This window comes from Frankia canadensis, assembly GCF_900197875.1.
Lineage (GTDB): Bacteria > Actinomycetota > Actinomycetes > Frankiales > Frankiaceae > Frankia > Frankia canadensis.
Window position 1 is genome coordinate 1 of sequence record NZ_FZMO01000151.1, and the last position, 9,137, is coordinate 9,137.

Sequence of the window (9,137 nt, forward strand, 5' to 3'; positions counted from 1 at the left end):
GCGGACGCCACCCGCACCTGGACGGTCACCTCCCCCCCCGGCGGCGGGCGGCGGGCGGGCCGTTCCCCTGGGACTGGCTCGACCCGGACCGCGAGGCGGTCCTCGTCTCCCTCGGCACGGTGACCCGGGAGGCCGGCGGGCGGTTCCTGCGCGCCGCCGCCGAGGGGTTGCTCACCCTGTCCGAGCGGGTGCAGGCGATCGTCGTCGCCCCGCCCGGCCTCGTCGACGACCTCGACGCGCCCGCCGACCTGTACACCGCGCCGTACGTGCCCCAGGTCGACCTGATGCCGCGGCTGGCCGCGGTGGTCTGCCACGCCGGGAACAACACCGTCTGCGAGGCGCTCGCGCACGGCCTGCCGCTGGTCGTCGCCCCCGTCCGCGACGACCAGCCGGTCATCGGCGATCAGGTCGTCCGCAGCGGCGCCGGGCTGCGGATCAAGTTCGGCCGGGCCGGGGCGTCGGTCGTGGCCGGCGCGGTGCGCACGGTGCTGTCGGAGCCCGCCCACCGCCAGGCCGCCGCCGGCCTGCGCGACGCCTTCGCCGCCGCCGGCGGGGTCGCCGCCGCCGCCGACCACATCGAGAAACTCGCCACCTGATGCGCCGGCGGGCCGCCGTCGCGGGGGCCTGCCAGCGCCCCTGGTCGCGATCGCGGCGTACCCTCGGAACGCGATGATCCGCGTGCTCGGCTGGCTGCCGATTCTGGTGTGCGTCGGGCTGATGGTGAACGGGGTGCGGCTGCGCGGGCGGCTGCGCCGGCTGGAGACGCTGCCCGCCTCCGGCCGCCCGGTAGACCCCGATCACGAGTTCCTCGTCGCCGCCGGGGTGGAGCTGACCGACCGCGGCCGGCGGGCCGCCAGCTACCACGCCAGCCGCGACCGGCTTGACGTGCTCGACCTCGTCCCCGCCGACCTGACGGTCGAACGCGCCCTCGACGTCGCGCGCATGGTCGACACCCGCACCTACCGGGCAGATCGTTGCGTGCCCGGCCGCGGGGCGTTCCAGGCGCTGCTGGTCCGCTCGGAAATACTCGACGCCGCCGGCATCGACCGGCGGGAGGGCTTCGATCCGGTCGAGCTCGTCGACATCACCGAGCGGCTCAAGCTGTTCGCCGCCGGATCCACCGACCTCGCCGTGCTGCCCGGGCTGCGTGCCGCCCGCGACGACGCGGCGATGCGGGTGCGGGTGCAGCAGCGCTGCTACCGGTTCACCCGCCGCTACCAGCTCTTCCCGTTCATCCCGCAGATCTGCACCGCGATCGGCGTGCACACGAACCGGCCGTGGGGGCTCGCGGCGACGGCGCTGTTCTGGTGCCAGCCGTTCTTCGTCTGCGCCGGCCGGGTGCCGCTGGCCCCGCGGGACCTGATCCGCTCGCCGATCGTGCGCCTGCTCGGTGGCGCGCTGTTCGTCCTCGACACGGTGCGCGCCGGGCGGGCGCAGGCCGCGCGGGCCGCCGAGGCCAAGGCCGCGGGCCTGCCAGCCGACCCGGTCAAGCACGCCGCCAGGCAGCGCACCGCGGCGAGCCGGGCCACCTACGGCCGGGACGTGCGCGCCGGGCTCGACCGGTTCCTCGGCCGAGAACGCGACGACTGCCCGTGGTGCGGGTCGACGGACCTGTCGGTCCGCCTCGACTCGCCGGACATGTTCCTGCGCAAGCCCGGCTCGTTCCGGCTGGAGGGCTGCGCGCACTGCGGGCACGTCTTCCTCAACCCGCCGCTGAGCCGCGCCGGGCATGAGTTCTACGACCGGGACCGCTACGACGGTCTGCGGACTGACGTCGCCGAGCGGGCCCTGGCGGTGATCGCGCGGGACCGCCGCGGCCAGGCCGCCGCGGTGCGGCCGTTCGCGCTGCCCCGCAGCTGGCTGGACGTCGGCTGCCGCTACGGGCATTTCCCGAACGCCGCCCGCGAGGTGTGGCCGGCGACCGTGTTCGACGGCATCGACGTCGGCGCCGTCGTCGAGGAGGGGGTTCGCCGCGGCTGGCTCGACCGCGCGTGGCGCGGCCGGCTGCCCGACCTCGCCGAGTCCGTGGCCGGACAGTACGACGTGATCAGCATGTTCGGCTACCTGGAACGCTGCGACGACCCGTCGGCCGAACTCGACGCCGTCGCGAAGGCGCTGCCGCCCGGCGGGCACCTGATGTGCGAGCTGGTCAACGCCGACTGCCGGCAGGCGCGGCTGCTGGGCCGCTTCTGGTCCGGCTGGGCCGTGCCGGAACGGGCCCATTTCATCCCGATGGAGAACCTGCTCGCCGCGCTGGTCGACCGGGGCCTGCGGCCGGTGCTGGTCCGCTTCGCCGCCGCCCGCGGCCCCGGTGACCTCACTCTCGCCCTGCTGCTCGTCGTCACGGCCATCGCGCCGCGGCCGATGCCCTGGCTGCGCCAGGCCGCCGGCCCCGTCCAGACGCTCTCCTGGGCGGTGCTGATGGCGGTGGTCAGCCCGCTGCTGGCCCTCGCCCGCGTGCTCGACCGCCTCGCCCGCCGCTACGTTCACCGGCCCGGGCTCGCCGGAACCTGCCTCGTGATCGCCCGCAAGGAGGTCTGACGCACCCGCACCCGGTGCGCGTCAGATCGGCCAGCGTTCGCGGCGCCAGGCGGCGTCCCAGAACATCCACTCGTACCGGGCCGTCACGGCGAAGTGCCCGGCGGCGCGGGCGCGTTCGGCCGGCGAGGCCTCGGCGCCGACGCGGTCGGTGAGCGTGACGACCCGCTGCGCCACCGCCTGGAACGACGGGTCGCCGTAGGCGGCGATCCAGCGGGCGTAGAGCGGGTCGGGGGAGGAGGCGGCGAGCAGCTCGGCGCCGACCCGCGCGTAGATCCAGTAGCAGGGCAGCACGGCGGCGAGCCCCTCCAGGAACGACCCGCCGTAGACGGTGGCCAGCAGGTAGCTCGTGTACGCCCGCGTCGTCGGTGCGGCCGTGCCCACCCCGGCGGCCAGTCCGCCGCCGTCTCCGCCGTCTCCGCCGTCCTCACCGCCATCGCCGTCCTCACCGCCATCGCCGTCGGTGGTCAGCGCGGTGAGCAGGTCGGCGTGCATGGCCTGCTCGGCGGCGATCGCCTCGGCGGCGTCGGTCGCGAGCGCGCGCACGTCCGCCTCGGTGGGCGCCTTCGCCGCGCACACCGCGAGTGCCCGGGCGTAGTCGCGCAGGTAGTGCGCGTCCTGGATGACGAAATGGCCGAACGCCGCCCGCGGCAGGCTGCCGTCGGTGAGGCCGGTGAGGAACGGATGGCGCAGGATCGCCTCGTAGACCTCGCGAGTCGATCCCCACAGCTCGTCGCTGAAGGGGCCGGTCGCGTCGATCGGGCCGGTCACGGCGTCGATTTCGGGAGGTAGGCCTCGGTGACCACGTCCGCGGCGGGCACGGTGGTCGTGATCAGGTTCTCCGCGCGCATCCAGCCGATGAACGACGTCCACGCGCCGATGCCCATCCGTCCGAATCCGTCGGGGTTGCGCAGCAGCGGGGCGGTGGCCTGGACCATGGTCGGCAGCAGCTTCGGGTCGTAGCCGTCGGCGACACCGGACAGCGCGTCGGTGGCCTTCGCCGGGTCGGCGAGCACCCGGGCGTTCCCGGCGGCCGTCGCCCGCAGGAAATCGCGGACCAGCGTCTGGTAGGCGGGGTCCTTCGCGAGCCGGCTGCGCCGCGCGACCACCACGAGCTCGTCGTACTCCGGCACCCCGGCCTCGGTCACCGGGATGATCTTCGGGGAGAGTCCTCGGCTGGCGAGGGTGACGCCCTCGACGTTGCGGTAGGCGCCGAGGGTCGCCCGGACCTTCTTCGAGATCATCGCGGGGAGCAGGTCCGCGCCGACGTCGACCTGATGGACCGACGCGCTGTCGAAGTGGTTCGCCTTCGCGATGGCGGCGAGGAACGCCTGGTCGGTGCGCAGCCCCGAGGTGCCGACGGTGGCCCCGGCGAGGTCCGCGGGCTTCGTGATGCCCGCGGACCCCACCGCCATGATCGAGTTGAGGGCGGTGGGGACGAGCGCGGCGACCGCCACGACGTCGAGCTTCTCCGCACCGGCGATGATCACCTCGGGTTCGTAGGAGATGCCCAGGTCGACGGTGCCGGTGCTGACCAGCTTGAGCGGATCCGACGGGTCGGACGGTGAGCGCAGGGTCACATTCAGCCCCGCGTCGGCGTAGTCCCCGCCGTCGAGTGCCGAGTACAGCGCCAGATGGTCCGGGTTGGGTTCCCAGTCGAGCAGCACCGTCGCGGGCCGGCGGTCGCCGCCGGACGAGCCGCCGGATCCGCAGGCCGTGGTGACGGCAAGCGTGACGGCCGCCAGCGCCGCCGCGAACAGGACCAGCCGGCGTGGATGCCGCGTGATCATCGAGAGTTCCCTTCTTGGTTGGTGCGATGCCAGGGGACGAGCAGCCGCTGGGCGAGGCCGACCAGTGCGAACAGGGCGACGGACATGGCGGTGAGCAGCACGATCGCGGCGAACACCAGCGCGGACTGCAGCTGCGGCACGCCTTGGCGCATGACGTGGCCGAGCCCGTCGGCGGCGCCCGAGTACTCGCCGAACACGGCGCCCGTGGCCGCGTAGGCCGCAGCGAGGCGCAGACCGGTGAACACGCTCGGCAGCGCCGCCGGGAACTCCACCCGGGTGAAGATCGCCAGGCGCTGGCCGTGCAGCGTGCGCATCATCTGGACGAGCCGCGGGTCGACGGAGGCGAGCCCGTCGAGCGTGCCGACGACGATCGGGAAGAAGCAGATCAGCGCGACCAGGATGAGCTTGGGGGTGAGGCTGTACCCGAAGACGATCGCGAGGATCGGCGCGATCACCACGATCGGGATCGTCTGCGAGCCGATGAGCAGCGGGTAGAGCGCCCGGCGCGCCACCGCGGAGAAGTGCAGGGCGACGCCGATGGCGAGCCCGGCGGCGACCGAGAGGGTGAACCCCAGGATGATCTCGGTGAACGTCACCCAGGTCGCGCTGCGCAGCGTGCCGTCCCACCGGTCCACCAGCGCTGTCGCCACCTGGTCGGGCGCGGGCAGGATGTACTCCTCGACCCGCAGCACCCGGGTGGCGAACTCCCAGCAGCCCAGCAGCCCCAGCCCGACGAGGACGCTCGGCCAGAGCCGCTGGCCACCAGGACGCGTCCCCCGACCACCGACGCGCATGCGCCGGCCCTCGCCCACCGGGTTCTCGCCCGCCGCCGCCCGCGCTCGCGGCGTCGCCGTCACCGGGACGGCCGCATCCACCGCGGGCTCCACCGGGCGGGGCGCGACGGGAGCGCCGTCGATCGGGGCCGTGGCCGGTGTGGGAGCCGGGACGGGGCCGCCGGGCCGGGAGGCGCTCATCGGTCAGCCGCCGCGGGAAGCGCGGACTCGGGGGAGCGGGCCGCCTCCAGATGGGCGAGGACGGTCTCCCGCAGCGCGACGAAGCCGGGGTCGGCGAGGCGCGCGCGCCGGGCGGCCGCGCCGGTCCCCGCGTACGGCGCGACGTCGACGGTCGCGACGATCCGACCGGGCCGGTCCGACATCACCGCGACCCGGTCACACAGCAACAGCGCCTCCTCGACGTCGTGCGTGACCAGCAGGACGGTGCGCGGCTCGTCGGCGAGCATCGCGCGCAGCCAGTCCTGCAGGTCGGCGCGGGTGATCGAGTCGAGGGCGCCGAACGGCTCATCCAGCAGCAGCACCGGTTTGCCCGCGACGACCGTGCGCAGGAAGGACACGCGCTGGCGCATCCCGCCGGACAGCGCGGCCGGCCGGTGGTCGGCGAACGCGCCCAGCCCGAACCGGTCCAGCAGCGGCCGCACCCGCCGGGACGCCTCCTGCCGGGTGAGGCCCTGGTTCTCCAGCGGGATGCGCGCGTTGGCCAGCACCCCGCGCCAGGGCAGCAGCAGGTCGTGCTGGGGCATCCAGGCACAGGCCGCGAGCCGTCCGCTCGCGTCGATGGCACCGAGCACGTCGATCCGGCCGGCATCCGGTTCGGTCAGCCCACTGACCATCGACAGCACGGTCGACTTGCCGCATCCGCTCGGACCGACGATCCCCAGCCGCGTGCCGGCCGGCACGGACAGGTCGACACCGTCCACCGCGACCAGATCACCGAAGCGCCGGCCGACCCCGGCGAGTTCGATGCCGCCGCCCGAACCCGGGCCGGACACCGGACGCGGGGGCGCCGTGGCGCCCGGCACCGGCCCGTTCTCACGGCGACGTGCGAACACGCTGCCTCCTCTCCAGATCCTGTACCAAGCCCGCACGGGGACGGGGATCGCGGCGGCCCCGCTCCCGGACTGTCCGGCGACGACCGGACGAGGGGCCCGTGTGACACCCGTCCCAGTCCCGGCCTGCTCGGCCGCCGAGCTCAGCCCGCGTGGTGGAGGGCTGGGCCGCGCCTGCTGGGCGCGATCCCGCCGTCTTACCCCGGCCGGCGCCAGGCCGTTGTCCGATGCCGTGACGCCAGGCGGCCGCCGGCTGGGCGTCTCGAGGACGGGCGACGTCGCCCGCTTGCGTTCAGCCGGGTCAGCCGCGCGGGTGGGAACCGCCCCTCGTCAGTCGGCCGGTGACGCCGTGGCTGGGACTGCCGGGGGCCGGCTGCGGGCCCGCGGCCGGGCTACGGGACGGACTGGCGCCGGACGCGTCACGGCCATCACTCCCTACGCCGGAATTACCCGGACAGGTTCAGGCGGTCGGCGGCGCCGGGCTTGTGCCCAGCCGCCCTCTCAGCCTCCTCGGGTGGAAGCTCCCGCATCGTTCGCACAAAATACGGCACGATCAGCTCACCGCCAACCGGTTCGAGCCCACTGGCCCTCTCGGCCAGGCATGGTGTCACCGCCGCCAACACCGGGCTGCGGTGACAGTCTGTTACGACGCTAAGGTAGCGCTGATCTCGCGCAGAGGATGCGGCCAGCCCTGCTGGCGCAGCGCGGCGGCGACGAGCCCGGCCGCCTCGGTGGGCTGCTGCCGCAGCGCGGACGGTGGCAGGCGGACCAGAAGAGCCCCGCCGGAGGTCCTCTGCAGGCCTGGCCGTGCCACCCCCGCGGCGACCTCGACCTGTACCCGCCAGGACTCATAACGGACCCGCAGCCTGGACATCGGCTCGTCCGCGGGACCCTCCACCGCGACGCTGCCGGTCGGCAGGCCATGAGCGCGGGCCAGGTGGTGGAACGCGAGGCCGGTCAGGTGCGGGGCGTCGGCGCCCAGCCTGTCCAGGCAGTCCGCGACCAGCGTCCGGCGGGTGATGGGGCCGCGGCGGGTCAACGCCGCCTGTAGCCCACGCAGAGTGACGACGCCCTGGTGTACGGCGTCGACGATGATCGCCTGGGCCAGGGGTCGGGACGGTGCCCACTCGGCCATGTCGATCACCGATCGGCTCGGCGTCGTGCGCCGGGGCAGGCGCAGCGGATCGACCTCGGTGAGGTCCAGGCGCGCGCTGTGGCGAAGCAGCACACCGGGCGGCGCGGTGGCCCGGCGCGGGGTGGGGACCAGCACCGTGACCGGCTCGCGCTCGTAGCCGACCAGACCGGCAAGGGAGGCCGCGCTCGCGCCCGCGAGCACCGCGCCGGGGCCGATCGCCTGCACGGCCGCCCACAGGTGCTGCGGCCCGCGGGCGTCGGACACGTCGGTGACCAGCACGCCCCGAAAGGGCTGGTGCCAGCCGCCCGCCGCCAGCCGCGCGCGGATCTCGGTGCGGGTCAGGCCGGTGGCGAGCGCGTCGCGCATCGTGATCACGCCGGCCTGGGTAGTGGCGATCTCCTGCCAGGAGAGTCGGCCAGGGTTATGGGCCATGAGAAGACGATGACGGTTGTCCAACCGTTGATCCAGCGTCTTCTGTTGATTGTGGATAACTCGATGGCTGTGGACAACGCCGGCTCTCGAGACCAGGTGTACGGCGTCGGGTAGTCAGCCCGGATCGCGCGGCGGCGTGCTGATACGGCGGCGCCCCCGTGGGCGCGGGCGCTCCTCGGCCGAGGGCCGCCCACCTGACTCCCCCGGGAGCCGCCCACCCGACTCGTCCGGGCCCCCGGGGGACGGGTTCACGGGCGCCGCGGCGATGGTCGGCACCCAGCCGCCTGCCGGGAGAGGCCGCGCGTCATCGGAGCCGGCCGTTGCCTGGGGATCCGGCTGCCAGGCCCATGCGTTCTCCGCCGGCGTGGGAAACAGGCCGGAGTCCACTGTCCGGGGAGCCGCCGGCGGTACGCCGGGCGGCCAGGTGGCAGGGGAGATGGCTGTCACGGCTGGGCCGCTCACGACCGGCGCGTCGGCGGGCGCCCACAGATGGGTGGCCGGCAGCGAGGAGGCGGGCGACGACAGGTCGGCCGAGGGCGGGGCGTGGGTGGCTGTCCACCGGTCGACCGAGGAGACCCTCGGCAGCAGCACCGTGCCGGGATTGCAGTCGCCGGGCGTCACCCGACCAGGACCATCCACGGGGCTCACCAGCAGGAACGCGGTCGTGGGAAGGGTCTGCAGGGTGGTGGGCTCGACGAGGAACTCGTACACCCGTTGGGAGGTGGTGCCGTCGGTCGTCGAGTCGGCGACGGACGTGTTCGTCGTGCGCTGCCAGGTCTGGGAGCGCGAGGTCGTCACCGACTCCTGCCAGCCGGTGTTCGTCGAGGTGTTCTGCAACCAGGGCAGCAGGCGGGTGCCGTCGTAGGTGCGGCTGCGGCCGCCGCTGGTGCCGGTGGTGTCGGAGGTGCCGTCCTGGTAGCCGACGCTGTCGCTGTCGCCGACCGTGAAGCTGCGGCCGATCTGGGCGGTGACCTGCGACATCACGAACCGGTAGCCACGTCCGACGTATTCGGCGGCGGTGGTCGCGTCCTTGCCGTTCCCCAGCCGCATGAAGATCGTCGAGCCGCCCTGGGTGCCGAGCATCCGCTCCGCGTCGTCCGCGAGCCGCTCGTACAGCAGGACGAGACGCACCCCGGCGACCTCGGCGTGCCGGCTCAGGCCGCCGAGCACCGGGCGGCCGAGCTGGTCCGCGCCGGCGACGACCAGCATGTCCCGACCGGCCGCCGGCCCCGGTGGGCGACGGCGCAACTGGTGGAGCACGGCCTGCATGACGAGGCGGTCGGCGAGCTCCTTGTGGTGGGTGGCGGACGCGCGACTGGACGTCGCGAGCACCCGCAGTCCCCGCACCGGCCACCAGGCGGCCAGCCGGCGCGGCTCGCCCACCCCCGGCCAACCGGCC

At 74.5% G+C, this 9,137-nt stretch carries 7 protein-coding genes and 1 pseudogene; 2 read left to right on the forward strand and 6 right to left on the reverse strand.

What is annotated here, in order from left to right:
• Positions 1-596, forward strand: a 596-nt coding sequence (locus C1A33_RS14180) for a glycosyltransferase (protein ID WP_133150670.1), incomplete at its 5' end; no start/stop codon positions are given.
• A gap of 73 nt (positions 597-669) precedes the next feature.
• Entirely contained in the window at positions 670-2,541 is a 1,872-nt protein-coding gene (locus C1A33_RS14185) for a class I SAM-dependent methyltransferase (protein ID WP_243407538.1), read from the forward strand.
• 21 nt (positions 2,542-2,562) lie between these two features.
• On the opposite strand, the gene C1A33_RS14190 is transcribed toward C1A33_RS14185, so the two are convergent.
• The 6 genes and pseudogenes from C1A33_RS14190 to C1A33_RS14215 form a co-directional block, all read right to left on the reverse strand.
• Positions 2,563-3,309 carry a TenA family protein gene (locus tag C1A33_RS14190; protein ID WP_101831989.1) on the reverse strand — a complete coding sequence of 249 codons (747 nt, stop codon included), beginning with the start codon at positions 3,307-3,309 and terminating at the stop codon, positions 2,563-2,565.
• A complete protein-coding gene (locus tag C1A33_RS14195) occupies positions 3,306-4,328 on the reverse strand; it encodes an ABC transporter substrate-binding protein (RefSeq protein WP_101831990.1) in 1,023 nt (340 codons plus the stop codon). Before C1A33_RS14195 ends, C1A33_RS14190 begins: the two co-directional genes overlap by 4 nt.
• Positions 4,325-5,302 carry an ABC transporter permease gene (locus C1A33_RS14200; RefSeq protein ID WP_243407539.1) on the reverse strand — a complete coding sequence of 326 codons (978 nt, stop codon included), beginning with the start codon at positions 5,300-5,302 and terminating at the stop codon, positions 4,325-4,327. The genes C1A33_RS14195 and C1A33_RS14200 overlap by 4 nt, the downstream gene beginning before the upstream one ends.
• Complete coding sequence (locus C1A33_RS14205; protein ID WP_243407540.1) at positions 5,299-6,174, reverse strand: ABC transporter ATP-binding protein; 876 nt, start codon at positions 6,172-6,174, stop codon at positions 5,299-5,301. The genes C1A33_RS14200 and C1A33_RS14205 overlap by 4 nt, the downstream gene beginning before the upstream one ends.
• A gap of 640 nt (positions 6,175-6,814) precedes the next feature.
• A complete protein-coding gene (locus C1A33_RS14210) occupies positions 6,815-7,738 on the reverse strand; it encodes a hypothetical protein (RefSeq protein ID WP_243407541.1) in 924 nt (307 codons plus the stop codon).
• Between the two features lie 114 nt (positions 7,739-7,852).
• Positions 7,853-9,137 (reverse strand): annotated as a pseudogene (locus C1A33_RS14215) (hypothetical protein); the annotation flags it as partial.

Coding starts and splice junctions, on each gene's coding strand:
- C1A33_RS14185 (WP_243407538.1), top strand. CDS start 670: ATGATCCGCGTGCTCGGCTGGCTGCCGATTCTGGTGTGCGTCGGGCTG.
- C1A33_RS14195 (WP_101831990.1), bottom strand. CDS start 4,328: ATGATCACGCGGCATCCACGCCGGCTGGTCCTGTTCGCGGCGGCGCTG.
- C1A33_RS14200 (WP_243407539.1), bottom strand. CDS start 5,302: ATGAGCGCCTCCCGGCCCGGCGGCCCCGTCCCGGCTCCCACACCGGCC.
- C1A33_RS14210 (WP_243407541.1), bottom strand. CDS start 7,738: ATGGCCCATAACCCTGGCCGACTCTCCTGGCAGGAGATCGCCACTACC.